We start from the raw sequence: 25,674 nt of genomic DNA, 5'->3' as shown, positions 1-25,674 counted from the left end.
GTTCTGGAATGGTGTTTTGGAATAAATAGGCAGAAGAAAAAAGGCTGACTAATAATTGTATGGGTTTCCGTGACCGGGAAAAACCTTAGAAACACCTTCTGATTTTAGTTTTTCCCATGACAACTTCTTTTCAATGTCATCCTCCATGAGTAAAGATTCAGGGGGAAGGTCGCCGGTGAATGTCTCGCCAGTGCTTAAAACCAAAGAAACACTATCAGGAGAGTGCCCGGGTGTGTGAATAAATTTTCCATTTATATTTAACTTTCTCAGAAACAAACCTGAATCTTCCGTATTTATCACCAGATTATCTGTCAGCTTGAGCGGAGTATATTTCCATTTTCCTGAGGCTAAAATCTCCATGGGTTCAATAAATCGTTGTTGAAAATCAAAGAGGATAAATTTCACCCCCTGATTTTTTAATTCCTGTATTGCTCCGGCGTGGTCAATATGAAAATGAGTAACTGCCAGATAGTCAATCTCACTGATTTTATACCCGGTAATTCTCATTTCACGACCCATACTATTCAATGTGTCGGGAAATCCGGTGTCGATCAATAACCGGTGGGAATCGCTCACAAGCAGATACCTGTTTACCGATTTTTCGCCTACATTAAATATTTTCATTCAGATATTTTTGCAATTTATTAAAATGAAAAAAAACATCGGAAGTTTAAAAACCGAACGGTTTCATTTTATTTTTTTCTCAATCGAACTAAGGATTTCCAGTTGTTTAGCCTGGCTCTCAAAAAGTACTTTTATTTGTTCTTCCAGAAGCAGATCAATTTTTTGATTCAATGCCCTGATCTCCAATTCTGCTTTGAGATTTATCAAATAGTCATTTTCGGCTCTTTTTCGGTCTTTCTCCTCCTGCCTGTTTTGGCTCATCATTATGATCGGAGCTTGTAAGGCAGCAATACACGACAATATCAGATTCATTAAAATAAACGGATATGGATCAAAATTTTCACCTCTTGGGGCTAGAGAATTATATGTAATCCAAAGAATCAAAAGAAAAAAAAACGAAATAATAAAGGACCAGCTACCCCCAAATCTCGCCACCTTATCTGAGATTTTCTGTCCCTGTGTCAAAAGTTCTTTTGGTGGATGCAGGAGGTTTTCAATTATTAAATTCTCATCTTCAATCGATTTTTTAACGATATCCTGTAACTTTTTTAGCTGATCGCTTTCAGCCGATAATAAGTCAGTGTTACTTTTTTTCATAATTATAGTTTCCAAAAATTGAAAAGAATGAATACAATTATTCCAAAAATACCTAATAATGAACCTAAAAACAGATAATCGGCGATTTGTTCATACCGATATTCCATTTTTTTATTTTCGGTTTTAATAGAGACAAATGATAAGAAAGACGAAATAGCTAAAAATAGGGCCACAATGGAAGTAAACTCATCGATTAAGCTATTTTCGGATTTGTTGGTAAGGTGAAGAGAGGTAAGTACAAAAAGACAAAATCCTAAAAGATTTGATGAAGTTCCCAAAATATGCTGGGAAGTTTTGTTGGCCATGATTGATTTCCTGAAATGAAAAAATATTTAATTAATAACGCCTTCCTTAAACCTTAAATACATTCAGGTGGTATTTTGCTTAATTAATTTAAAAAAATAGCATTAAGATTTATGATTCAAGGCTGATTTTTTTCTTACAAAATAATTCAAAATCAAAGAGACCGAGCTCACAATTAAAGCTGCAATTGCAAGTGGGGTGATATTATCTGTCAATCTTGCAGAAATAATGGCTCCTATTCCCGAGCCGACAAAGAAGAATATTGTCCCGTAAACCGACGCCGCAAGACCTGCCTTATCACCCATGTGTTCGAGTGCCAAAGCACTGCTGTTAGGGTCGGCGGCAGTGGTAAAAGCCATCAAAAAGGCAATCATTATAAAAAAGAAAAGCAAACTTGGTTGGTGATCCTGTGAAATAGCTCCAAGCACCATTATTGCCGAAAAAATGAAATATAAAATCAAAAAAAGTTTCAGCGATTTTTTGGCTCCAAGTTTCCGGGATAGATAGGAATTGATATATGAAAATGCAGCCATCAGAAGGCCCATACCACCAAAAATCAGCGGGAACAGCCCGGGACTTTGGTAAAACTCGCCTATTATTCTTTCAGAACTTGAAACCCAGCTACTAAGAATCGAGAAAACGATGGTGGCAATCGTTACATAGATTAGGAATCGACCGTCCTTCAAAATGCTTTTGATTTTTTGCATTGTTTCACCAAATCCTGCCACAGATCTTCTTTCAGCAGGATGGCTTTCTGGCATTCGGAATGACCACAAAAACACTAATACGGCAAATATTGGAGGTACTAAAAATACCACTTTCCAGGTAGAAAAATGCAGAATCCATGCTCCCAGAGCGGGGGCAATGACAGGTGTAAACAGAAATATCGCCATAACAAAGGACATAGTTTTGGCCATTTCATCGCCCGAAAACCTGTCTCTCACACATGCAATAGAAGTCATAAAGACGGCAGCAGCTCCCATGCCAGCCGTAAACCGAAAGAAAAAAATTATTGTAAGGGAAGGGGACAAAACAACGGCAATTCCACTCAGAATATAGAGTAAAATACCCATCCTCAGAATGGGTAACCTGCCCAGCCGGTCAGTCAGGTAACCAAAAAATATCTGAGTGATTTGACCCATAAAGAAAAAAGTGATGATATTGGCAGTCTGGCTGGTTTCTGAAACAATTCCGAAATGTTTTCTCACTTCTGAAAATGCCGGAAGCATAATATCAATGCCAAGGGCTGTCAAAACCATTGAGGAAGATGTAAATACTATAAATTCCCTGGAGTTTTTGTTAATTAGCGGGCTTTTTTTCAAAAGGATAAGGTTTTTATTTGCAAAAATACCATGTCAGATTTATTTATTTCAGGGCAAATCCGACAATCAATGAGGGGTGAATGCTCAGTTTTTGAGTTTTACATATTTTTCAATGTTCAACCTGTCAATACCTTCTTTTTCTATTTTTTCAACACCACTTTGAATAAGCGTATCGCCCTTGATTACAATTGTAAAATTGAAACTATTCCCTTCCCATGCCCGGTCTGAACAATATTCCAGATTTTCGCTGTATTGGTCGCCCTTGAGTTTAAAAGTTCCTGCACCTGAAGAATAGGTTGCTGTTGAATCTTTTCCTTTGGATAAATCATGGAGAAAGAAAGCAAAATGTGTATCGTTGATTATTTTTATAAAAGATTTCCCCTGTGTGTAGTCAGTGATTGTGGTGTCGCCTTTCTCAATTAAAGTGCCTGATAATAACTTCCAGGTACCTTCGATTTGATTATTTTCGGTTTTTTTCTGACAAGAAATCAGAAATGCCAAAAAGGAGATTAAGAAAAGATTCTTCATAATTGGGGTTGTTTTTTCAAAAATAAATAAAAAAAACAGAACCGAAGAATTTATTGTAAACGCAAAATCAAATCTACAATATTTTTCAATTTCAGAAATATTCAATTGGTATAGTTTTAATATTTAAAATATTTTTCTTCTAAAATATTTCTCTAATGTTTTTTTAATATAAATTTGACCCCGTATATAACCATGAAGTAAAGAAAAGCTTTTTGTCAGTTAAAAATCAATACCTATATCTTTGAAAGCTAGAATTTTATTGATGCTCTTGTTGCTATCCTGGAGCTATCAGACCAATGCACAGGCCAAAACTCAATTAAAAAATGTAAGGGTGTTTATGATTGGAGTCCTTGAATGGGCCAATAAAGTTTCGTTTGATTCATTCGATAAACGTGGACGTCTGGATGCCAAGATTTTGAAGCATTTCAAAGATTCTGGCGTACCCGAAGATAAAATTGTTTACCTTAAAGATAAACAGGCCACTACTGATGCGGTCAGGGCGGCATACCGGGAGTTTTTACAAAAATCAAATCCTGACGAGACTCTGATATTTTATTATTGCGGGCATGGTTATAAAGATGAAAAGGACAGGGTATGTTTTGCAAATTATACCGGTGCTGATTTTTCTGCCATGGAAATTGTGAAAACTGCCAATGAATTGTTTAAAGGTAAAACCGCGTATTTTTTTGCAGATTGCTGCAATTCGGGAGGCCTGGCCGATGAGGTGAAAAAATACAAGAATAAACAATTTGTAGCCTTAAATTCGGTCGTGCCTAAGGATCTTTCCACCGGAAACTGGACATTTTCCAATGCCTTGCTTTATGGCTTGCAGGGCCAAAGTTTCGTAGATAAAAATAGCAATGGCAGTATTACTCTATCTGAACTGGCCCAATATATTGATGAAGAAATGGCCGTTGTTGAGGAGCAAAAATCTGCTTACTTTATTCCGGCCTCAATGCAAAATATGGCCATTACCACCGGAGTTCCCAAGAAAAAAGACACAAAAGTAGGCATGAGAGTGATGGTTGATTATGACAATGAGCCATACATGGGGTTTGTTACCGGGAAAAATGCGGAAGGACAATACATAGTGCGATTCTATAGCTATCTTAATAATGAAACAGACTTCGTGGATGCTTCAGAACTCAAACCCGTGATCTGTAATACTGACTTTCCGGTGGCTGCAAAGGTAAAAGTATATTCTGACTACGACGAAAAATGGTTGCCCGCCCGGGTGGTGAAGAAATTTATGTGCTTGCATTACATCAGTTACGATGGTTTTGGGGCCGAATGGAACGAGTGGGTTTCAACCGATAAAATAAAAAAATAAGAACCAAATTATATCAAACCTAATCAAAACAAATGAATCTTAGTTTCGAAAATCAGGGCGGTGATGACCGTGAAATTGCGGGTTACTCTTACTTATCGCCTAATTCTGCCGCAAAGGCTTACAAAGCTTCATCGGGAATAAAAGGTGCAAAATTACCCGCAAAGGTCGATTTACGTCCATTTATGACCAAAGTAGAAGATCAGCAAAGATTAAGTAGTTGTACTGCTAATGCTGTTGCAGGTGCTTATGAGTATCTGGCAAAAAAATATCTTACCAAAAAAGCATTTGAAGTTAGTCGGCTTTTTGTGTATTACAACGCCCGCTTGCGTGCCGGAAGTACCATAAAAGACGGCGGCAGCCACATTCAATATGCTGTGGAAAGTTTGATGAAAATTGGTGCATGTAAAGAAGATGTATGGCCTTACGAAGCACCGAAAGTTAACACCAAACCTCATGAGAAATCTTATCAAACGGCAGCAAACTTCAAAATTGAAAAGTCAAGATTTGTGCCTGTAAAACTGGAAGATTGGAAAAAATGTCTTGCCGAAGGTTACCCTATAGTTTTTGGTATAGCACTTTTCCCTTCTTTTGACAGCTGCAATAAAAATCACGGGATCGTGCCAATGCCTTCACCAAATGAGACTTCAAGAAGTGCTCATGGCTTACATGCAATGCTTTGTGTGGGATACTCAGAGGTAGATAAAATGTTTATTGTAAGAAATTCCTGGGGAGAAAGATGGGGCGACAAAGGCTACTGCTATATGCCTTATGAATATGTAATAAACCCGAAGTTTAACCTGGGGGACTGCTGGATTTTTGGTCGTTCTACTCCAATTCCTGATTCAGAAGAAACCTGGATCGAAGATAAGAAGTCGGTTATAAATGACGGGAAAGGGTATGATCGCAACGATTTTAAGTTTTATAAACCTGACGAATATAAAAGTTTTGATGTTTGGGAAACTATCGAAGTGGAAGATTACGATGAGGAGGTACCCGAGGAATATGATGAACTAGAGTATGAAAGTGAAGGTGAATACGATGAATTGCTCGAAGAATACGAAAGTCAATATGAAGGCTTAGAAGAGGAAGAATACGAGGACGAAGAGGAGGAAGAAGAATACGAAGAAGACGAAGAATCTGACGATGAGGAAGAAGAATCTGAAGAAGAGGAAGAATCTGAAGAAGAAGAGGAAGAGGAATCCGAGGAAGAAGAGGAAGAATCTGAGGAAGAAGAAGAATACGAGGAAGAAGAGGAGGAAGAGGAAGAAGAATCTGAAGAAGAGGAAGAGTACGAGGAGGAAGAGGAATCCGAGGAAGAGGAAGAAGAATCTGAAGAAGAGGAGGAAGAATCTGAAGAAGAGGAAGAGTACGAGGAGGAAGAGGAATCCGAGGAAGAGGAGGAAGAATCTGAGGAAGAAGAGGAATACGAGGAAGAAGAGGGGGAAGAAGAATCTGAGGAAGAGTATGAGGAGGAAGAAGAAACCGAAGAAGAGTACGAGGAAGAAGAGTCGTCAGAAGAAGAAAGTGGCGAGGAAGAAGGTGGGCAGGAAGAATCTGAAGAGGAAGCCTAAAATTCCATCAGCATGAGCTTGTCGAAGGCAAGTATTTAGAAATACACTTCGACAAGCTCATTTTGAAAAAAAACTAATTGCTTTGGCTATAAGCAAATCCCAAACTTGCATTAATCTGAGTGTTTTTTACCCCTGCAGTATTGTTATTTTCATAACTATTTTCCAATGTGGTATTCAACGAAATATGCTTTCCAACTTTATATTGTAGCTGAGTTAAAGCATTCCATCTCAGATATTTAGAAGTGATTGAAGGTTGGAAAAAAGTAATATTATTGAAGAATAGTTTGTCTTTTATTATTTCGGCTTTGAACTTTAAACGCGTTGAATTCCGCCACAAATCCCGATCTTCGCGAGTATAAAAATCAGTTTTTTCCTTTAAAAAGGCATTGCTGATACTCAGTTTTACTCTACTTTTTGGGTATTTTAAACCTCCAATAATCTTATAGCCTACACCAATTCCGGCCAAAAACCGTGAATTTATTTTCCTTAAATTACTTTCTTCAAATGATCCAAAAACCAGCCCGTATACATCAGATTGATTATAAAAAAATGTATTGTTTAGATCAACATAAAACTCCCTTTCCTGCAGTAAACCATTGTTTTTTCCATATTGATATTTTGGGGATGTATTTACGCCCCAAATCGATTTGGGTTTTTCGTAATTGATTGATGCTCTGAGCGAAAGCAATTGCCGGTTGACGTTTCCTGAATTATAAACCCCGTCAGCCCCAAACGAATAATACCATTCCGGAAGTTTTTCTTTTTCTTCTGTTGAAGGCATGTCAGAATCTTCCTCTTCTTCTTCTTCGGGTTCCTGAGTAACTTGGGTAGAATCGGTTTGAGAAAATACTGGAGAAAATACGAAAAGAAAAAACGCACCGAAAAGCAGTAATTTGAAATATTTCATAGCTGGTTTTAGGGTAAAAAATTTTTGCAAAAATAGGAAAAAATTGTTTAAAATCAGGTCAATATTTTAAACCTCAACTTCATAAATAGTTGGGTAATTTTCCTCTCAATTTTCGAAAATAAACTTACTTTTTGAGAAATAATTTTGGAAAAGATATTTTAGGATATTAACGAAATTTTAATACTTGGCATAATTTCTGTAATTAAAAACTGAAACTAATATCAAAATCCCACCCATTTATAATTGATTGATTGAGTGATAGTTGTAGAAAAAAAGAGGGATAAAAATAAACTATCATATTTATGAAAGTATTAATAGCCGAGGATAACGAATTGCTCAGAAAATCTCTGACTTATTTTTTGTCGTCAAAAGGATTTGAAATTACCGAATTTGACAATGGAAGCGATGCCATAGAATCTTTGAGCAAACATTCGTTTGAACTCATTATTACCGATATTAATCTGCCGGGTGCTTCAGGTATGGAAATAACCCAATTTGTCAGAAAAACGCTCCAGTCAGATATCCCCATCATTGTTTTTACTGCATCAAATATTGAAGAAATTGAGCTTGAATCTTTTGATATGGGAGCCAACGAATTCATTCCCAAGCCTATAAGTCCTTCTGTTTTATTGGTTAGAATCAATAAACTTCTTAAAACAAGTTCTGGAAATTAATCTCATTTTTTGAGTAGGAAAATTTAATAATACAAAATCAAATGTTGGAAATACAGAACAAGCATGACTGGGTTGAACCATTTTTAATGGTTGCTATCATGTTTTTTGTATTGCTTTCACTGTCCATTTTTGGTGTAATTATTTATATCAGGCAAAAAAAAATAAAGGTTCAAAGTAAAGAGGAGCAGTTTAGGGAGGCTATTGAAGAGATACTTTTCAAAATCCTTTTTGACGGCATTGACTTTAATAACATCAACAAAAATTTTGCTTTCCGTAAGTTCAATGACCAGCCTTTCTTTAGAAATCTAATGATGCGGTCGATTATCGATCTTCACAAAAATTATGATGGATTGCAGGCTGTAAGGCTTGAGGCATTTTACAGAGAATCAGGCCTGATAGAAGACTCTATTCAAAAAATGAAAGACCAGGAGTGGGAAGTAAAATGCATGGGAGTAGTTGAACTAAGCGAAATGAACATCAAAGAAGTTTTTGAAGAAATTGCCCGCATCTCTTTAAAAACAAAAAATAAAATCCTGAAAATCACAGCAATAAATGCCTGCATAAAATTGGATGCAAACCGGGGGATTTTGCATTTGACAGGTCATAGATACCGCTTCGATGTCTGGACACAGGTAAATATCCTTGATGCTATCACGAAATTAAATATAGAACATTTGAATGGTATTGACCGTTTGTTAATTTCAAAAAATAAGTCTGTTGTCAGTCTGGGTCTTAAAATTATCAAGACTTTCCAATTGGCCGAGCTTATGCCTGAAATCTCAAATATTACGGCTTCTATAGACAGCCAATCGATTAAAAAAGAAGGGATTGAATTAATGGAACATTTTCAGAATTAAAAAAATATGGTTGCCAATTTTAAAGAAATATACATTTTTTTGACAGATTCCTATCTGTTTCTGATCTTTCTTTATGCGGTTGGAGTCATGTCCTCTTATTTGGTTCTGGCATATTTGTCTTACAAGGAACTTCAATCTTATCTCAAAAGACATGGTTTTATCAACTATGATATTTTGCTGTCATCAAGATACGCACCGGACCTCACCCTAATAGCCCCTGCCTATAATGAAGGATTGACTATTGAAGAGAATGTAAAGTCTTTATTATCATTAAATTATAATAATTATAAGGTAATAATAGTAAATGATGGCAGCAAAGATAATTCCATGGACCTACTCATCAAATCTTACAATTTGGTTCGATCAGAAGCTATATATGATGAAATAATCCCTACAAAAGCAGTAAAAGGCATTTATAAATCTCAAAACAACGCTTTCAGGAAATTGATTGTTGTGGATAAGGAAAATGGAGGAAAAGCCGATGCACTCAATGTGGGAATCAACATTGCCCAAAGTGCATATGTAGTTTGTATCGATGTGGACTGTATTTTAGATAAAGATGCTCTTTTGAAACTCGCAAAACCATTTTTGGAACAAGGTCGCAAGCGGGTAATTGCCACAGGCGGGGTAGTGCGAATCGCCAACCAGTGTGTGATAAAGGATGGCAGACTGATAAGTGTAAATGTACCCCAAAAAATGTTGCCGAGAATCCAGGTTTTAGAATATTTAAGGGCATTTTTATTGGGCAGAATGGCGTGGGAACGGTTAGATGGTTTGTTGCTGATAAGTGGTGCATTTGGAGCATTTGATAGAGAGATAGTTTTGGCTGTGGGAGGATATAACACCAAAACGGTAGGTGAAGATATGGAGTTGGTGGTACGTATGAGGAGATTTATGCACGAAAATAAAACCCCTTACACGGTAAAATACATTCCGGATCCACTTTGCTGGACCGAGGCACCGGAAGATTTTTCAATATTTAAAAAACAACGAAGCCGTTGGATGCGTGGAACCATGGAGACGCTTTGGCTGCATAAAAAGATGTTTTTCAATCCCAAATACAGATTAATGGGAATGATAAGCGTGCCTTACTGGACTTTTTTCGAGTTTTTGGCACCTTTTATCGAAATCCTGGGGCTAATTATCACGGCCATTTTCATTTACTTGGGATTGCTAGACTGGGGCTTTTTCTTTTTACTTCTCTTTTTTGTGTATTTTTTCAGTGTTTCTTTTTCAATATTGGCTTTACTAGCCGAAGAATTGACTTATCACAAATACCCACGCGTGAAAGATTTCATTAAGCTACTGATTGGAGTGTTAGTAGAGCCATTTTACTACCATCCACTTGCTGTTTATGGTGCTTTGTTGGGTTATTACCAGAAAATTGTCGGTATCAAGGGTTGGGGAGAAATGACCCGGAAAGGCTTCAATAAAGTTGAAACCAAATGAGCTACAACATATTTACTGCATAGAAATAATTTTTTCAGAAATTGTTTTGAAAGAATTTGCCTCTTTGAATTTTTCAAAAATGAGATTATCCATCATTTTAATGTTTTTCCCACTTCGTTTTTTTCTTCTTATAAAATTATTTAGGCACTCAAAAAGTGAAATTGCTATTTTCAAATCAGTGTAAATTTTATTTAATTTTTTGACAAAATTGTGTTAGTGAATAGCCCAAATTGATCCCTAACTTTACAATTTGATTTTCTATTGTTTGTTTTTAATGCTTGATTCCTTTTCATCTTTAATAAAGATTTATAATTCCATTAATTCTATTCATTTCTAATTTAAATTTGTGAAACTACTTCGCACTTTTGATTTCAGGCAATGCTTTTTTTAATTGAATATGAAAGTATATGCCAATAAAAAACATTTATTCAATCTAAAATCACTATTAAATGGCAAGTCTGTCTTTTAAAGAAAAAATTGGTTACGCACTCGGCGACGGTGCTGCCAACATTGCCTGGAGAGGCGTTTCTACCTTCCTTTTTATTTTTTATACTGACGTTTTCGGTCTTAACCCAGCTGCTGTCGGTGTATTATTTCTGGTGGCTAGATTTGGAGATGGCGTCAGTGACGTCATTATGGGTATAATTTGCGACCGCACCAATTCCAAATATGGCAAATTCCGCCCCTGGATTCTTTGGTCGGCCATTCCGCTCGGTATTATCCTGTCGTTGCTTTTTATGAGCCCAGATTTTTCTCAAACCGGAAAATTGGTTTATGCTTACATCGTTTACAACTTGTTTACACTCATTTATACTGCCAATAACATACCTTACGGGGCACTTATGGCTGTAATGACCGGTGACGATAAAGAACGCACCAGTCTTGGGTCTTTCCGTATGGTGGGGGCTTTTGTAGGAGGTATGCTGGTGCAGGGTGCTTTACTTTTTTTGGTGGCATATTATGGAAATATTAATCCCGAGATTAAAGTAACCAAACTCGAAACCAGTAAATATGTAGTGAAGGTTTCGACCAATAAAGATGTAAAAAATGTAAATATCAAAACCAAAGACGGCTTAGCACAGTTTATTTGGGCTGATGTCAATCAAAAAGACAATACTCCAACGCAAGGAAAAAGCTTTTCGATGGAAGCAGGCAAAGATTATTCGTTTTTGGTAAGTGGAGAAGAAAACCTGGAGGCAAGCAAAATTACGATTGTTGACCAAAAGCGGGGCTACAGCAATGCCATTTATCTTTTGTCTTTCTTTTTGTCAATATTTATGATTCTGACATTTTTGAGTACCAAAGAAAGAGTATTGCCTCCAAAAAATCAGGAGACCAATCTGCGGCAGGATTTAAAAGATTTGATTAAAAACAGGCCCTGGCTCGTGTTATTGGTGATGGGTGTGGTTTTCCAGGTATTTAATTCTATCAAGCAAGGTATTGTGGTAATTTATTTTACCCATTATTTGCATAATCCATTGCTTACCTCGTCTTATCTTATTGCCCTTGCCTTTGCTTCTATTTTGGGTGCTATGATTACAACGCCTTTGGGTAAAAGATTTGGGAAAAGAAATCTTTTTATTTATGCTTTGATATTCTCCGGATTGGTAAATGCCCTCATTATGTTTTTCGGTCCATCCAATATTTCCGGAATATTTGCACTTGGAATCCTCAGTGAGATAGGGGCCGCTATTTTCCCGACCTTATTCTTTGCCATGCTTGGTGATGCCGCTGATTATTCTGAGTTTAAAAATGGTCGTAGAGCTACCGGCCTGGTGTATTCTGCAGGTTCTTTCGCTACAAAATTTGGAGGCGGAATCGGTGGAGCAATCATAGGAATGGTCTTGGCTTCATTTAATTACAATGGCCAAAACGAAGTAGCGATACAAGGAGCCGTACCTGGCATTATAATGCTTATGAGCTGGATACCTACTATTGTGGCATTGATTGGAGCGGTTTTCATGATGCTATACCCGCTTACTCAGGCAAAAATGGATGAAATTACCCTTGAGTTAAACCGCAGAAGAGCCAGCGAAGAGGCTTAAGAATTATTTTTTAAACACTTTTTTACTAGAAACATGAAATTCGGACATTTTGATGATTCCAACAGAGAATATGTAATCACCAACCCAAAAACACCATGGCCATGGATAAATTATCTCGGAAATGAAGACTTTTTTTCATTGATATCCAATACTGCCGGAGGTTATACATTTTATAAAGACGCCAAATTTCGCCGGCTCACCAGGTATCGGTACAACAACGTACCTATGGATGATGGCGGAAAGTATTTTTATATAAAAGATGAAGAAACCATTTGGTCACCAGGCTGGAAACCCTGCAAAACCGAGTTGGACGAATATGAATGTCGCCATGGCATGAACTATACTTCTATTAAGGGCGTAAAAAATGGGGTTTCGGCAAAAGCACTGTATTTTGTGCCCTTAAAAACCTGGGCAGAGGTACAAAAACTGACACTCACCAATCATTCTGATTCTGTCAAAAAGCTAAAAGTATTTTCATTTGTTGAATGGGCACTTTGGAATGCCGCTGCCGACATGGAAAACTTCCAGAGAAACTTCTCCACAGGCGAAGTAGAGATTCAGGATTCGGTGATTTACCACAAAACAGAATACAAAGAAAGACGCGATCACTATTCATATTACTCCGTAAATGTGCCGATTCAAGGTTTTGACACCGACAGAGAAAGCTTTTTTGGGCTTTACAATGGTTTCGATGAGCCTCAGGTAGTTGCGGAAGGAACACCCCGCAATACTGAAGCTCACGGATGGTCACCCATAGCCTCTCATTATATTGAAGTCGAATTAAAACCCGGCGAAAGCAAAGACCTTATTTTTGTTTTGGGTTATGTTGAAAATGCAGCTGAAGAAAAATGGGAATCAAAAAATATTATCAATAAGGCCAAAGCAAAGGCAACGATTGCCAGGTTTGATACCGTAGAAAAAGTTGATGCTGCTTTGGCCGATTTACGAAAATATTGGGATAATCTGCTGAGTGTATATTCGGTTAACTCCGGCGATGAAAAACTCGACCGGATGGTCAATATCTGGAATCAGTATCAGTGCATGATCACCTTCTGTTTCTCTCGGTCGGCTTCGTTTTTTGAGTCAGGTATTGGCAGAGGTATGGGTTTCCGTGACTCCAATCAGGATTTGATAGGTTTTGTGCATCAGATACCCGAGCGTGCCAGAGAAAGGATAATTGACATAGCCTCTACGCAGTTTCCTGACGGCGGTTGTTATCATCAATACCAGCCATTGACCAAAAGAGGTAATAACGATATCGGAGGTGGTTTCAATGACGACCCCATGTGGCTAATTTTGGGCACAGTAAGCTATATCAAAGAATCAGGCGATTTCTCAATTTTGGATGAAATGGTGCCTTTTGACAATGATCCTGCTACGGCAACTACGCTTTTCCATCACCTTACGGTTTCTTTCAATCACGTCATTGAGCATTTGGGACCTCATGGTCTGCCACTGATTGGCCGTGCCGACTGGAACGACTGCCTAAACCTCAACTGTTTCTCCAATGACCCCAATGAGTCATTTCAAACTACCGAGAATAAGACCGAAGGCACCAAAGCTGAGTCTATTATGATTGCCGGTCTTTTCGTGGTTTATGGCCGTGACTATGTGGCTCTTTGTGAACGCCTGGGAAATAAAGATGAAGCAGAAAGAGCTCAAAAACATGTGGATGCGATGATTGATGCTGTGAAAAAATATGGTTGGGACGGAGAGTGGTTTTTGCGTGCCTATGATTATTTTGGAAACAAAATCGGCAGCAATGATAATGAGGAAGGCAAGATTTTCATCGAATCCAACGGCTGGTGTACCATGGCAGGCATAGGGCAGGAGGAAGGCTACTGCGATCAGGCGTTGGATGCAGTAAAAGAACGTCTCGACACTCCTTATGGCATTGTTTTGAATAATCCGGCATTCACAAAATACTACATAGAATATGGTGAAATCTCCACTTATCCACCCGGATACAAGGAAAATGCAGGTATTTTCTGTCATAATAACCCCTGGATTATGATTGGCGAAACCGTACGTGGCAATGGAAATCGTGCCTGGGAATATTATCAGAAGATTTGCCCGTCTTACCTTGAGGATATCAGTGATTTGCATAAAACCGAACCTTACGTTTATGCTCAGATGGTAGCAGGAAAAGACGCATTTAAACCGGGAGAAGCTAAAAACTCATGGCTTACGGGTACAGCATCATGGAATTTTTACGCCATCAGTCAGTATATATTTGGTATTCGCCCTGATTATGATGGACTTATGGTTGATCCATGTATTCCTAATGATTGGAAAGAAGCCAACATCACCCGCAAGTTTCGTGGAGCAACTTACCAAATAAGCATTAAAAACCCTGATTCAATATCAAAAGGGGTGAAACAACTCATAGTTGATGGAAAAACCATAGATGGAAACATTATACCTGTATTTGCTGACGGTCAGGTACATGAGGTACAGGCTGTTTTAGGGTAAAAATATTCGCCACAGCGTTTCATTTTGGGACGCTTTGGCGATAATGTAACACATAAATAATGAAGTATATGTTTTTTAGTGGGATTGTTTTTTTGAAAAAAGGATCATTTCCCACCTCATTTTCATGCTGAATACAATGGGGAAGAAGCCCAGTTTTCAATTGAAACAGGAAATATAATTAAAGGCGATCTGCCCAGAAAGCAATCCAGGTTGATACAAGCATGGGTGGAACTTCACAGGGAGGGGTTAATGTTTAACTACGATGAATCTATGAAGGATAATGGTGTTTTAAGGAAGATTCAGCCTTTAAATTAATTTATAAAATGTTACCGAGAATTAATGAAGTATTGGAAGTGGAGTTCCCAAAAGTCAAAACCCGGTGGAATAACCAAGAGGTAAGATGGGTGAATTTCTCCAATATCCTTTCCGAAATAGCGGCATCAAGTACTTTTTCGCAACTTCTTAACAAAGAAACATTTGCAAAAGTAAAAACAGATGGGCGTACACTATATTGGGATAAATTAGCTTTAATACAAGACTATGATGGTTCTATAAAGCCGGCTTCTCTTGATTTTTGTCCGGATGTTTTATATCAGAATATTCAACTCGAAGGTGAAATTACCGCCTAATTTCTTATTATGTTCCAAAAGGTAATCGAATATCTGAGGAATCAAATCCACCGCCTGACTTTCGATTTATAGGCAGTGAAACTATTTCCGAATGTTTTTTCCAGAATTTTTTCCTCGGATGGAATAATTGTAAAATTCATAATTCCCCAGAAAATAATTGGAGATAAAAACGCCGTAAGCGACCCCATTAAAACAGAGATACCTAAAAGTGCGAGGCACATTCCCAGATATATTGGATTACGGCTAAAACGAAAAGTGCCGTTTGAAACCAATTTATCAGGGGTTTCAAAAGGCTGGATACTGGTTTTTTGTTCGGTCAGAATTTTGTTTGAAACATAGACCACAATAAAACCTGTTACCAAAAATACAATTCCGAAATATGAGTAAGGTTTGGGGATTATCTGAAGAATTGGAAAAACAAAATGAAAAAGCACTGATAAAGACAGCGATAATAAAAAATATCCATCAGGCTTTATATTAGATTTCATGATTAAAAAACAAATGAATTAAAAAACCGTAAACTTTTCATGGTTTGCTCAAAACTTCTTCATCATAATCACACCAACCACAATAAGTACCAACCCGGCCAACCGACCCAAACTTATGGGTTGATGCTGGGCTCCCATAATTTCGAAGTGCTCCATGAGCATTGAGACCAGCAATTGGCCGGCTACCACCAGGCCAAAAGTAAGCCCCGGACCGATTTTTGGGAAAGCCAAGACAATAACCGTCACATAAAAAGCCCCCAAAAGTCCACCCGCCCAGGCATAAGCCGGTGCCGACTTGAGACCTTTTATTGATAAATTGTTGGATGTCAACAAGATATAGATAAGTAAGACAAGGATACCCACCACAAATGATATCATAGATGCATGCACAGGACTTCCACCAGATTTGGCCAGTTTGCTATTCATACCGGCCTGAATAGGCAATATAGCCCCCGCAGCAAATGCTATGATTACCCAGATAAATTTTTCCATAAGGCTTTGTTGATGTAATATTATTTGATTCCAAGGTTCAAAAATATGGGATTTAGGGATGAATTGAATAAAATGAACCGGATTTTTCCTTAATAATTAATATGTCCCAAGTCTCCTAGCTGAACTTTTTAGAACCTTATTTTTTAATATTTTGAATATTATAATGCCCTAATTTTTAGGATTTTACATTTAAAATTTAAACTCTTGAAAAAGTCTCTTTTTGCTCATAAAAACTCTTTTTGTCTTTTAAATCAGTTAACTCAATCCTATTTGATTTCCATTCTATTTCAATAATTGGAATGTCGTATTTAATTGAGTAATAATACAAGTCCTCTTTTTGTTTTTCATTTGTGAAATTTGAAACTATAATTGCTTTTAAGCTGTCTTTTATTTCAAGCATTATGGATTTACCCACAATGTATTTTCCTCGGATTTTTTCATAATTACAAAGTTCTTTATCAAATTGGACACCGATTCTGAATTCACTTTCACCTTTATAGTCACGGTGTTTTATAAAATAACCGTTTATTATTTTTTTTAATGCGATTTTTGTAAACTTATCTTCTCCAACTTTGTTCAAGAAATCTTCATTTAAATCTTCAAGTTTTTCATTTTCTAGCTTAGAGAAGCTGAAGTATTTGACATTTCCCGTTATTAATTTTAATCTGGATTTATTAGCAGAGATGAGCTTTTCTTTGGAGAATGCCAAGCATACACCTGTATATTTTTCGGCATATTGATCCCACATTCTAGACTTTGTAAATCCAAATAATTCTTCATAATATTTGAAACCTTGAAAGTAATATTCTTTTTTATCACTTTTATTGTTTTTACAAAAGCAGATTTGATGGAAATTTTCATCGAGAGATGAAGTTTTTTCAATTAATTTATTAATGAATAGTGCATTCTTTTTTTGAATTTCCTCTGAATAAATGTCATATTCAGATTTAATACTTATTATAGATTCTACACTTTCAATAGGGTCACTTGAATTTTTCGATGGTGTAAAACGCAATTGATTTTTAAATAAAATGTAATCTATTGCGGTAGAGGCTTTTGTATAATGGAAAATGACATCTTCTGAATACAAACCCTGTATTATATCTAAACTTGGTGGGAATAATGACATAATGTTTGAATTTAATTGTTTAAAAATTGTATAGATTCGTAAAAATAAATAAAATACTCTTATGATGTATTTTATATACCTTATTAACAAAAAAAAATACGTCCCTCCCGGCACGCATTTAATATTTTTTATTTCCTCATCTCCCCATCCACTTTCCGCCAGATATTCAGGGGGTTGGCGGTTTTGAGTTCGTCGGGTAAGAGGCTGTCGGGCATATCCTGATAGCAAACGGGTCGGGTAAAACGGTGAATGGCAAGCGTGCCTACCGAAGTACTCCGGCTGTTGGTCGTAGCCGGAAAAGGGCCACCATGCACCATAGCATGCGTTACTTCTACACCGGTCGGGAAGGCGTTGATAATCAATCTGCCCACTTTTTGTTCCAAAATTTCCAGCAAGTCGGCATATTCTGTCAATTCTTCTTCTGAGCCAAATACCGAGGCCGTCAAATGCCCGCTGAGTTCAAGTGCAAGTTTCAATATTTCATCTCTGGTTTGGCAGTTAACCACCAAACTCGATGGACCAAACACTTCCTCTTTCAGATGCTCATTTTCGGTGAATCCTGTATAGTCAGTGCTGAAAATCACGGGCTTGGCCGCTGTGAATCCCTCGGGTTGAGTTCCTGTACTCAATACTTCAGCTCCCAGGCTAAATTGCTCTATACCTTTTTCATATGCCGACTGAATGCCACTATTAAGCATAATACCACCGTTGGCTTGTGAAGTTTCTTTTTTTAGATTTTCGATAAAAGTATCATCTTTGTGCACTACCAAAAGGCCGGGATTGGTACAAAACTGCCCCACTCCCATAGTCACTGAACCCAGATAAGCTTTGGTAAGTGCTTCGCCTTTTTCTTTTAAAGTTTTGGGTAGAATAAACACGGGATTGATGCTCCCCATTTCGGCATATACTGGGATGGGTTCAGGGCGAAGGCCAGCTGCATCAAAAATCGCCTTTCCACCTCGGTAAGAACCTGTAAAGCCAATGGCCTTTATCTGAGGATGTTTTACCAGAGCCTGACCGATTTCTACACTATCGTCGATAATTAACGAAAAAACGCCGTCAGGCATTCCTGTCTTTTTTGCTGCTTCAATAATGGCTGTTCCCACCAGTTCCGATGTGCCCAAATGCGAAGGATGTGCCTTATAAATCACAGGACAGCCCGCTGCAAGAGCCGAAACTGTATCTCCACCGGCTACAGAAAAAGCCAAAGGGAAATTGCTCGCCCCGAAAACACCCACAGGTCCCAGCGGCCGCTCCATCGCCCTGATGTCGGGTTTGGGTAAAGGTTGGCGGTCAGGCTGTGCAGTATCAATGATGGCATTGACCCATGAGCCTTCTTTTATGTAATCGGCAAATAGCCTTAACTGGCCCAGTGTGCGGCCCCGCTCACCTTGTGCACGGCCTAAAGGCAAACCGCTTTCGGCTACATATCTTTCCAATAATTTATCTCCAAGTGATTCAATCTCAGAAGCAATGGCTTCCAGGAATTCAGCTTTTTTGTTTCCCGAAAAAATGCGGTAGATTTTAAATGCTTTTGAAGCTTTACTGACAGCTTTTTCCAGCTCAGCCTGAGTCGCTTTAAAAAAAAGTGGCCCAAGAGGCTCGCCGGTTGCGGGGTTGATGGCTTGAATTCCTACTGTACCCTCAGATGAGGTCTCAAATCCTATGATGTTTTTGCCTGAAAGCATTTTTATTCTACTGTGTTAATTAAAGTTCCTACTTTTTCTATGGTGATTTTCACCGTGTCGCCCGAAATCATACTGAAATCATCAGGCGGGATTATGCCCGTGCCTGTCATGAGATAGCACCCTCCAGGGAAGCTACATTCACGGGTGAGATATTCAACCAATTCATTAAAATTGCGTTTCATCTGAGAAGTGGAGGTATTTCCTGCGAAAACGACCTCATTATTTCTGATTATCTCCAGATTTATCTCTGAGTTTTGCTCCAGATTTCCTTCCAAAACATATAAACAAGGCCCTATGGCTGCACTTTTGTCATAACTTTTGGCTTGCGGAAGATATAAAGGATTTTCACCTTCAATATCCCGGGAACTTACGTCATTTCCGACAGTATAACCGGCAATTTCCCCTTTGGAATTAACAAAAAGCGTAAATTCCGGCTCCGGTACATTCCATTTCGAATCTTTCCTGATCCTAATATTTTGCTGATGCCCCACTGTGCGTGCTGCGGTAGCTTTGAAGAATAGCTCAGGGCGGTCTGCTTCATAAACTCTGTCATAGAAATCACCACCTCCGGCATCCTTCGATTCTTCCATCCGAGCTTTTTTGCTCCTTAAGTAAGTCACCCCTGATGCCCAAATTTCCTGATTTTTGATAGGAGGGAGGAAAGTGTTCTCGTCCGGCAGAGGATCCAAAGTTTTTTCACAAGTTTTTAGAAAATCTGGCAAAGCATCCTGATTGACGATGTAATCCCAATGGGTATTTTCAAGCTTAAAACTTTGGTTATCGAATTCTAAATAAATTCCTTTTTGGGTGTTGAATAATTTCATGATAGAAAATTTATACAAATTTATACTTTTTTTAAAGGTTTTTAAACACTTGGGCGGAAAGGAGTGTTTATCTTTGAAAATCGTTTCGGTGGAATTAATATTTCGTCGGAGAATAATCATAAAATATGACTCAGGAAATCAGAATTCCACTTGTTGATGCACAGGATAATATTATCGGACACGCCGAAAAATTGGAAGTGCATATTAAAGGGTGGCTTCACAGGGCTTTTTCGATTTTGGTTTTTAATAAAAAAGGTGAAATCCTTATTCATCAACGTGCTCTGGAAAAATATCATTCACCCGGACTCTGGACCAATACCTGCTGTGGGCATCCCAATGAAAATGAATCTTTGGAGTCGGCGGTACATCGCAGATTGCAAGAGGAAATGGGTTTTGATTGTGAGCTTTCTGAGCGATTTGTATTCCACTACGAAGCCTTTTTTGACAACGGCCTTACAGAAAATGAAATTGATCATGTGTTTTTTGGTGAATTCGAAGGAGAATTTGAAGTAAACCCTGAAGAAGTGGCTGATTTTAAATGGGTAAGTCTGCAAAAAGTGAAAACTGATATCAATGAAAATGCTGAAGATTACACAGTTTGGTTTAAAGAGATTATAAAAAGGCTTTAATTTTCCGGCTTTTTAGATTAGGATTTTTTACTTAACAACATTAGTCAACCTCTGGCTTTACGATTTCCATTTTTTTCAAATAAAAGAATTCATTAGATTCTCCCCCATAATATGTGCTGGTTTTTTTATATCCAAAAACTAAAAATGTTTGTGGATACCAGGAAAAAATCTCAACTGAAATATCTGAAAGTTTGGAAGAATTATTTTTTTTCAAATCCAATGGAGCAAGATTCTCCGCTTTATGACCTTTTTTTATCCATTTTAGCTGAATAGTCTCATCTTTAGGGTAAGCTACCAATACTTTGTCTCCCATATTGTGGGCCTGAACTTTATTCAAAAGCCATTCACTTTCAAGGCTTTTGAGGTCAATGCTATAGTCCCATGTTTTTTTACCATCAAAATCAAAACTCATCATGAGAGCCTGGGTATATTTATAATTGGGTGCCTCCTTACGTTGAACAGTATTGTCGGCAAGGTTCATGGATGGATTTCTGGAATAATATGTATTTGACTTATAATCAGGATAATAAACTTCTGCCAAAAGCAGAACCTCGTTTTCAAAAACAAAGGGTTGTTGCAGATTGAGCTTGTATCGTATTTTTAGTTCTTTCCCTTTTCTGGCTTTTAGTTCTTTTCTCTTTTTAAGTTTTTCTTGTTTTTTTTCCGGTAAGTATGAATAGAAATTTTCAAAATCTGAGAATTTTATAAATTGCCTTTTTTCAGGATTGTTTACAGGAAAATAATAAAAACCCAAAGCCAAATCCCCGCAATTTTCAGAAAAACTGCCAGCTAGAAATTGGTTTTGATCATTGATTTTCAGGATGTTGGCATTTAATATTTTTTTACCCTTATCGTTAAGATTTATTTCTCTCGTTTTTTTGCCATCTATATCAAAAGTCAGAATCTTAAATTCACATTTTTTGGTTTCCTGTAGCATGAGGTAAAATTCACTGGCACTTTCGTTGACCTGAATAGATTGCAGCTCCAAATGATTGGTATATATTCCCGGTAGCACTTTTGCTGAGCGGTCAAACAAACGGTGAAGTTCCACCACAGGACGATTATTGTATTCTCCACCAATTAACACCTTGCTTTGGAATCCGGCAAATAAATCTACCTGAATGTCGGTAAGCAGTTCAGTTTCTATAAAAATCAGATCGCCTTTTTCAAGGTCAATTTTCAGGATTTTAATTTTTTCACTGTTTTTATCCTTCAATAAACAATAAAATCCGTCGGGAGAGAGGTAATATTTTTCAAGTTCAAAAAATTGTCCGGGTTCAAATATATTGTACCATGCCGGCTTTAAATTTTTATCATATTTTGTAATAGTTATCTTTCCCTTTTTATTAAAAATTCCCTCCTGTTCATTCACAATTATGACTCCATTGCTATCTAAAGGAATTACGGTGAAATCCTCAAAAATACTGTGATTCATAGCAATTTCCACCTCTTTTGACTCAATGAGTTGAGCAAAAGAATGGCTTATGAGAGTCATGAAAAACAATAAACTAACGATTTTTTTCATCTTTGGCCTAATTCTATGGCTTCAAGGTTTGTGATTTTCCGGTTTTCCAGAGTCATCCTCATGATTGTCCTTACATGATGAAAACCATGATGACCCGCTGCACCGGGATTAATATAAACCAGATTAAATTTATCCTTGTCTTTTATTACTCGTAAAATATGAGAATGTCCGCAAAGAAACAAGTCTGGATTGTGAATTTTTAATAATTTGTTTATTCTGCCCGAATACTTTGGCGGCAAACTGCCAATGTGAGTCATTAATATTTTGAGACCCTCAGCTTCAAAATACAGGTCTTCGGGTATCATATGCCGAATAGTCGGGTCGTCAATATTGCCAAAAACAGCTCTTAAAGGCTTAAATTTTTGCAATTCATGAATAATATCTTCGGAACCAACATCTCCCAGATGCCAGATTTCGTCACATTCTTTGAAATATTCGAATATTGCAGGGTCTAACCAGGAGTGAGTGTCAGAAATCAGTCCGATTTTTAGCATCAGTATTTTACTTTAATGCCATGGTATTCAGTTTGTTCTGTGTAATCTTTACGCAATGGGTGTCCTTCCCAGTCAGCAGGAAGTAAGATTCTTCTTAGGTCAGGGTGATTCCTGAATTTTATACCAAAGAAATCAAAAATTTCTCTTTCATGCCAGTCAGCTGTCCGCCAGAATTGAGAAACAGAATACACCTGGTTTTGTTTTTCTATGTCCCTGTCCAGTACAATTTTAAGATGCACTGAGTTGTCCAAAGGGATAGACGACAGTGTATAAATCAAGTCAATAGTACCAGCTTCGGGGCCATTGTCAATAGCTGAAATACAATTGAGCAAATCGAATAGAAGACTTTTATCAGTAAATAAATAGTTGGCAACACTGAGCAAATCGCCGGTTTCTATCAGTATCATATCCTGAATGCTATCATTTGCTACCACTTCAGCACTGATTTTCAAATTGGCAACCAGCAGTTTTTTTATTTTTTCAGTATTAGAAAATTTCATGCTTTAGTTTTTTTGTGCCAATAAATACAAGACTGCCATTCTCACTGCCACACCGTTTTCGACCTGATCCAAAATAATCGCATGTTCTGAATCTGCCGCATCGGAGCTCAATTCCACTCCGCGGTTTATTGGTCCCGGGTGCATTACCACTATTGGTTTTTCCAGGGCATCAAGCATCGCTTTGTTGATACCATAATAAAGCGAATATTCTCTCAGACTCGGAAAATATTTGAGTTGCTGTCTTTCGAGCTGTATCCTCAAAACATTGGCCACATCACACCATTGGAGTGCTTCCTGTACAGAATCAATTACATCTACTCCAAGTTCGTTTAAGTATTTAGGTATCAGTGTTTTTGGGCCGCATACTTTTACCTCTGCACCGAGTTTTTGTAAACAAAAAATATTGGAAAGTGCCACACGACTGTGTAAAATATCACCGATAATTGCGATTTTCTTTCCTGCAAGGTCTCCGATTCTTTCTTGCATCGAAAAAGCGTCTAAAAGTGCCTGTGTGGGGTGCTCGTGTGTACCATCACCTGCATTTACGATATTGGCTTTAATTTTATTGGATAAAAAATGCGGAGCTCCGGGGCTGCTATGACGCATCACAATCATATCCACTTTCATTGCCAGAATGTTGTTGACAGTGTCAAGCAATGTCTCTCCTTTTTTTACGGAACTACCTGCTGATGAAAAGTTTATGGTGTCAGCAGAAAGTCTTTTCTCGGCCAGTTCAAATGAAAGCCTTGTACGGGTCGAGTTTTCGAAAAATATATTGGCAATGGTAATATCTCTGAGGGATGGAACTTTCTTTATCGGCCGGTTAATAACTTCTTTAAATTCTTTTGCGGTATGAAGAATGAGTTGAATATCGTTTTCATTGATATTTTTTATACCTAACAGATGACGACTGCTGAGTTCCTGCATGAAGAGAGAATAATTTTACAAAAATATAAATTAAAGTATATTTCCGAAATTATAGTGCAAAGTATTTATTCAAAAAAACAAAACCTCTTATCAAATTTGGTTTAAAAAAGCACTAGAGAAGATTTAATCCTAACATTTTTTCGAAGACGAAAGATTTTGTACCATAAATTTTGGCTTTTTCACCCATTGGCGAAACCATAATCTCAAGGTCTTTTTTGAAATCCACCAAACAATATTTATTAATAGCCTGAGAAAGTGTTGAAACAATCAAATCACCTGCCTTAGTCATGATTCCATCGATGATTATGGTTTCGGGGTTAAACATGTGAATGGCCATGGAAAGCCCTTTGCCCAGTTCTCTGCCTATGTCGAAAATCAAATCAATCGAAAACTCATCACCTTTGAGAGCTGCATCTATTACGTCTTCTAATCTGATTCCATCTTTTTTTAGAGCAAGAGTCGAGGTTTTACCGTTTTCAAGTCCTTGTTTGGCTTTTTTGATGAGTGCCGAAGCCGAAGCTTCGGTTTCCAGACATCCTTTTTTACCACAATGGCACAGTTCACCTTCAGGGTTGATCTGAATATGGCCCAATTCTCCCGCAAAACCACTTGCACCTTTTATGATGAAACCATTGCTCAAAATTCCAAGGCCAATACCCCAGTCCAGATTGATCAGCAATACATTTTTTTTGTTTTTTGCCAAGCCAAAATGATGCTCACCCAACATAGAAGCCTGGGTGTCATGAGTGATAAACGTGGGTAATTTGAGTTCTTTGGACAAGATTCCTGCCAAAGACAATTCGTTTTGGTTGTGCAACGGATAAGTATAATTTATTCCTTTCTCAATGCTCAATAAGCCCGGTGATGATATCCCGATTGACCAAATATCTTTATCTTTTATAAAGTCATTGGCTGCATTTTTTATGGCTTCAACTATGTCTTCACTATTGATATTGATGGTGATAGTTTCCTGTTTTTTAATTTCATTTCTGAGATTAATGAGATAAAAATTGGTTTCATGAATATTGATATCAATAACCACAATCAGGTTTTTATCAGGATTAATATCAAACAAACTTGGTCTGCGGCCTGATTTGGTTTTTGAGGCTCCCGCTTCTTTAATCCATTTGTTTTCAACGAGTTCGTTTATAAAAACAGTTATGGAAGGAACGCTCGTATGAAGCTTTTTAGCAAGTTGGGCAATCGTCATCGCTCCGGAATTGTATATTTCCCTCAGAATCTCAACGATGTATTGATTTTTTTTGATTTCAACTACCGAAGAATATTCAACTCCCGGACTTGTTTCAAAACTCATAAAATGGTATTTTTTAGGTATATTTTACAAAAATAATTAAATATTCAGGTATTTGCAAAGTAAAAATCCGGTTGAAAAAATATGATTTTAACTATTTGATTTGTAGTAGTTTGTGAAAATATTATTTTAAAAATATTTTTTAAAAATCCAGATGATTAAATTGAGAATGCCGCTCAATAAAATCAAAGTAGTGAAAGGGAAATAAAATTTGAAGTTTTCCTTTTCAATCCTGATATCACCTGGCAGTTTGCCCAACCAATTCAGGCGGTTTCCACCAAAAAATATTATTACGCCGGCCAGAATTATTACTATCCCAATAATTATTAAATATTTTCCTGTTTGAGGGTTCATTTGA

General features: G+C 37.4%; 26 protein-coding genes and 1 pseudogene. 10 read left to right on the top strand and 17 right to left on the bottom strand.

All coding sequences use genetic code 11. The features are described 5' to 3' along the window. Positions 1-48 precede the first annotated feature (48 nt). From IPP61_20020 to IPP61_20000, 5 genes are all read right to left on the bottom strand, one after another. The gene (locus IPP61_20020; protein ID MBL0327414.1) at positions 49-624 is read right to left on the bottom strand and encodes an MBL fold metallo-hydrolase; all 576 of its coding nucleotides are present in this window, start codon (positions 622-624) and stop codon (positions 49-51) included. A gap of 63 nt (positions 625-687) precedes the next feature. Continuing rightward, positions 688-1,221, bottom strand: a complete 534-nt coding sequence (locus IPP61_20015; protein MBL0327413.1) for a DUF1003 domain-containing protein — start codon at positions 1,219-1,221, stop codon at positions 688-690. A gap of 2 nt (positions 1,222-1,223) precedes the next feature. Beyond that, a complete protein-coding gene (locus IPP61_20010; GenBank protein MBL0327412.1) occupies positions 1,224-1,526 on the bottom strand; it encodes a hypothetical protein in 303 nt (100 codons plus the stop codon). Positions 1,527-1,628: 102 nt separating this feature from the next. Further along, on the bottom strand, positions 1,629-2,828 hold the full coding sequence (locus tag IPP61_20005; protein MBL0327411.1) for a Bcr/CflA family efflux MFS transporter: 1,200 nt from the start codon (positions 2,826-2,828) through the stop codon (positions 1,629-1,631). A 102-nt stretch (positions 2,829-2,930) separates the two neighbouring features. Then, the gene (locus IPP61_20000; protein MBL0327410.1) at positions 2,931-3,374 is read right to left on the bottom strand and encodes a hypothetical protein; all 444 of its coding nucleotides are present in this window, start codon (positions 3,372-3,374) and stop codon (positions 2,931-2,933) included. 241 nt (positions 3,375-3,615) lie between these two features. On the opposite strand from IPP61_20000, the gene IPP61_19995 reads away from it, so the two are divergent. Both IPP61_19995 and IPP61_19990 read left to right on the top strand, forming a co-directional pair. After that, positions 3,616-4,704 (top strand): caspase family protein, encoded by a 1,089-nt coding sequence (locus IPP61_19995; GenBank protein MBL0327409.1) that lies wholly within the window; start codon positions 3,616-3,618, stop codon positions 4,702-4,704. Between the two features lie 32 nt (positions 4,705-4,736). Further along, on the top strand, positions 4,737-6,275 hold the full coding sequence (locus IPP61_19990) for a C1 family peptidase (protein MBL0327408.1): 1,539 nt from the start codon (positions 4,737-4,739) through the stop codon (positions 6,273-6,275). A gap of 73 nt (positions 6,276-6,348) precedes the next feature. On the opposite strand, the gene IPP61_19985 is transcribed toward IPP61_19990, so the two are convergent. Next, the gene (locus IPP61_19985) at positions 6,349-7,182 is read right to left on the bottom strand and encodes a DUF481 domain-containing protein (protein MBL0327407.1); all 834 of its coding nucleotides are present in this window, start codon (positions 7,180-7,182) and stop codon (positions 6,349-6,351) included. A 302-nt stretch (positions 7,183-7,484) separates the two neighbouring features. On the opposite strand from IPP61_19985, the gene IPP61_19980 reads away from it, so the two are divergent. From IPP61_19980 to IPP61_19950, 7 genes and pseudogenes are all read left to right on the top strand, one after another. Beyond that, positions 7,485-7,856, top strand: coding sequence for a response regulator transcription factor (locus tag IPP61_19980; GenBank protein MBL0327406.1), 372 nt, complete (start codon positions 7,485-7,487; stop codon positions 7,854-7,856). 41 nt (positions 7,857-7,897) lie between these two features. Continuing rightward, a complete protein-coding gene (locus tag IPP61_19975) occupies positions 7,898-8,713 on the top strand; it encodes a hypothetical protein (protein MBL0327405.1) in 816 nt (271 codons plus the stop codon). Between the two features lie 87 nt (positions 8,714-8,800). Next, the gene (locus IPP61_19970) at positions 8,801-10,162 is read left to right on the top strand and encodes a glycosyltransferase family 2 protein (GenBank protein ID MBL0327404.1); all 1,362 of its coding nucleotides are present in this window, start codon (positions 8,801-8,803) and stop codon (positions 10,160-10,162) included. A gap of 449 nt (positions 10,163-10,611) precedes the next feature. Next, entirely contained in the window at positions 10,612-12,207 is a 1,596-nt protein-coding gene (locus IPP61_19965) for an MFS transporter (protein MBL0327403.1), read from the top strand. Between the two features lie 33 nt (positions 12,208-12,240). Then, on the top strand, positions 12,241-14,679 hold the full coding sequence (locus IPP61_19960; protein MBL0327402.1) for a glycosyl transferase: 2,439 nt from the start codon (positions 12,241-12,243) through the stop codon (positions 14,677-14,679). A 102-nt stretch (positions 14,680-14,781) separates the two neighbouring features. Next, positions 14,782-14,994, top strand: a pseudogene (locus IPP61_19955) (DUF4160 domain-containing protein). A gap of 8 nt (positions 14,995-15,002) precedes the next feature. Continuing rightward, complete coding sequence (locus tag IPP61_19950; GenBank protein ID MBL0327401.1) at positions 15,003-15,308, top strand: DUF2442 domain-containing protein; 306 nt, start codon at positions 15,003-15,005, stop codon at positions 15,306-15,308. Positions 15,309-15,349: 41 nt separating this feature from the next. Here the strand turns inward: IPP61_19950 and IPP61_19945 are convergent, their stop codons facing one another. The 5 genes from IPP61_19945 to IPP61_19925 form a co-directional block, all read right to left on the bottom strand. Continuing rightward, complete coding sequence (locus IPP61_19945) at positions 15,350-15,796, bottom strand: isoprenylcysteine carboxylmethyltransferase family protein (GenBank protein ID MBL0327400.1); 447 nt, start codon at positions 15,794-15,796, stop codon at positions 15,350-15,352. Positions 15,797-15,844: 48 nt separating this feature from the next. Beyond that, a complete protein-coding gene (locus tag IPP61_19940; GenBank protein MBL0327399.1) occupies positions 15,845-16,288 on the bottom strand; it encodes a DMT family transporter in 444 nt (147 codons plus the stop codon). A 196-nt stretch (positions 16,289-16,484) separates the two neighbouring features. Beyond that, positions 16,485-17,417: a DUF2971 domain-containing protein gene (locus IPP61_19935; protein ID MBL0327398.1), complete on the bottom strand. Its 933-nt coding sequence runs from the start codon at positions 17,415-17,417 to the stop codon at positions 16,485-16,487. A gap of 128 nt (positions 17,418-17,545) precedes the next feature. Then, positions 17,546-19,105: an aldehyde dehydrogenase (NADP(+)) gene (locus IPP61_19930; GenBank protein MBL0327397.1), complete on the bottom strand. Its 1,560-nt coding sequence runs from the start codon at positions 19,103-19,105 to the stop codon at positions 17,546-17,548. 2 nt (positions 19,106-19,107) lie between these two features. After that, positions 19,108-19,929 carry a fumarylacetoacetate hydrolase family protein gene (locus tag IPP61_19925; GenBank protein ID MBL0327396.1) on the bottom strand — a complete coding sequence of 274 codons (822 nt, stop codon included), beginning with the start codon at positions 19,927-19,929 and terminating at the stop codon, positions 19,108-19,110. A gap of 125 nt (positions 19,930-20,054) precedes the next feature. Between IPP61_19925 and idi the strand changes: the two genes are divergently transcribed. Beyond that, positions 20,055-20,558: an isopentenyl-diphosphate Delta-isomerase gene (idi, locus tag IPP61_19920; protein MBL0327395.1), complete on the top strand. Its 504-nt coding sequence runs from the start codon at positions 20,055-20,057 to the stop codon at positions 20,556-20,558. Between the two features lie 40 nt (positions 20,559-20,598). Here the strand turns inward: idi and IPP61_19915 are convergent, their stop codons facing one another. The 6 genes from IPP61_19915 to IPP61_19890 form a co-directional block, all read right to left on the bottom strand. Beyond that, on the bottom strand, positions 20,599-22,083 hold the full coding sequence (locus IPP61_19915) for a hypothetical protein (protein MBL0327394.1): 1,485 nt from the start codon (positions 22,081-22,083) through the stop codon (positions 20,599-20,601). After that, positions 22,080-22,577, bottom strand: coding sequence for a metallophosphoesterase family protein (locus IPP61_19910; protein MBL0327393.1), 498 nt, complete (start codon positions 22,575-22,577; stop codon positions 22,080-22,082). Before IPP61_19910 ends, IPP61_19915 begins: the two co-directional genes overlap by 4 nt. Next, positions 22,577-22,984 (bottom strand): NADH-quinone oxidoreductase subunit C, encoded by a 408-nt coding sequence (locus IPP61_19905; protein MBL0327392.1) that lies wholly within the window; start codon positions 22,982-22,984, stop codon positions 22,577-22,579. Before IPP61_19905 ends, IPP61_19910 begins: the two co-directional genes overlap by 1 nt. A 96-nt stretch (positions 22,985-23,080) precedes the next feature. After that, on the bottom strand, positions 23,081-24,004 hold the full coding sequence (locus tag IPP61_19900; GenBank protein MBL0327391.1) for an aspartate carbamoyltransferase catalytic subunit: 924 nt from the start codon (positions 24,002-24,004) through the stop codon (positions 23,081-23,083). A 112-nt stretch (positions 24,005-24,116) separates the two neighbouring features. After that, positions 24,117-25,319, bottom strand: coding sequence for an ROK family transcriptional regulator (locus IPP61_19895; protein MBL0327390.1), 1,203 nt, complete (start codon positions 25,317-25,319; stop codon positions 24,117-24,119). Positions 25,320-25,445: 126 nt separating this feature from the next. Beyond that, positions 25,446-25,670, bottom strand: coding sequence for a DUF2905 domain-containing protein (locus tag IPP61_19890; GenBank protein ID MBL0327389.1), 225 nt, complete (start codon positions 25,668-25,670; stop codon positions 25,446-25,448). Positions 25,671-25,674: the final 4 nt, after the last annotated feature.

The sequence above is a fragment of the Cytophagaceae bacterium genome (genome assembly GCA_016722655.1).
Lineage (GTDB): Bacteria > Bacteroidota > Bacteroidia > Cytophagales > Spirosomataceae > Leadbetterella.
The sequence above is the reverse complement of the archived record's forward strand: the minus strand, read 5'-3'. Positions and strand labels throughout refer to the sequence as shown.